1 protein-coding gene is annotated in these 1,063 nt (G+C 66.3%); it reads left to right on the top strand.

The window, feature by feature from the left end:
• Window positions 1–1,063: aconitase family protein (locus GVV86_RS18385; RefSeq protein WP_246670055.1), on the top strand; the 1,063-nt coding region annotated here is incomplete at both ends.

The following is a 1,063-nucleotide window of genomic DNA, read 5'->3' as shown; positions in this document are numbered from 1 at the left end:
TGTTGGAGAATCTGCTGCGGACCGAGGACGGGGCCAATATCACCGCCGATCATGTGCGGGCCCTGGCCGGGTGGAATCCTGAGGCGGAGCCGGATACGGAGATTCAGTTCACTCCGGCGAGGGTGATCATGCAGGACTTCACCGGGGTGCCGTGCGTGGTGGACCTGGCCACGATGCGTGAGGCGGTGGCCGAGCTTGGCGGGGATCCGAAGAAGGTGAATCCGTTGGCGCCGGCGGAGATGGTGATTGATCATTCGGTGCAGATCGATGTGTTCGGCAATGCCGGGGCGCTGGAGCGCAACATGGAGATCGAGTATCAGCGCAATGGGGAGCGGTATCAGTTCCTGCGCTGGGGCCAGACCGCGTTTGATGATTTCAAGGTGGTGCCCCCGGGGATGGGCATTGTGCACCAGGTGAACCTTGAGTACCTGGCCCGCACGGTGATGACCCGGGAGGTGACCGGGGCGGACGGGGCGACGGTGCTGCGGGCGTATCCGGATACCTGTGTGGGCACCGATTCGCACACCACCATGGTCAACGGGCTGGGCGTTTTGGGTTGGGGGGTCGGCGGGATCGAGGCGGAGGCGGCGATGCTGGGCCAGCCGGTGTCGATGCTGATCCCGCGGGTGGTCGGCTTCAGGCTCTCGGGGTCGATTCCGGCCGGGGCCACGGCCACCGATGTGGTGCTGACCATCACCGAGATGCTGCGCCGGCACGGGGTGGTGGGCAAGTTCGTGGAGTTCTACGGCGAGGGCGTGGCCGAGGTGCCGTTGGCGAACCGGGCCACGATCGGGAACATGTCCCCGGAGTTCGGCTCGACCGCGGCGATGTTCCCCATCGATGAGGTGACCCTTGAGTATCTGCGCCTGACCGGGCGCCCGGCGGAGAACGTGGCCCTGGTGGAGGCCTACGCCAAGGAACAGGGCCTGTGGCACGATCCGTCCACCGAGATCCGGTTCTCCGAATACCTGGAGCTGGACCTGTCCACGGTGGTGCCCTCCATCGCCGGGCCCAAGCGCCCCCAGGACCGGGTCGCCCTGACCGAATCCAAGAGCCAGTTCCG

The organism is Arthrobacter zhaoguopingii, from assembly GCF_009828595.1.
Lineage (GTDB): Bacteria > Actinomycetota > Actinomycetes > Actinomycetales > Micrococcaceae > Arthrobacter_D > Arthrobacter_D zhaoguopingii.
The sequence above is the reverse complement of the archived record's forward strand: the minus strand, read 5'-3'. Positions and strand labels throughout refer to the sequence as shown.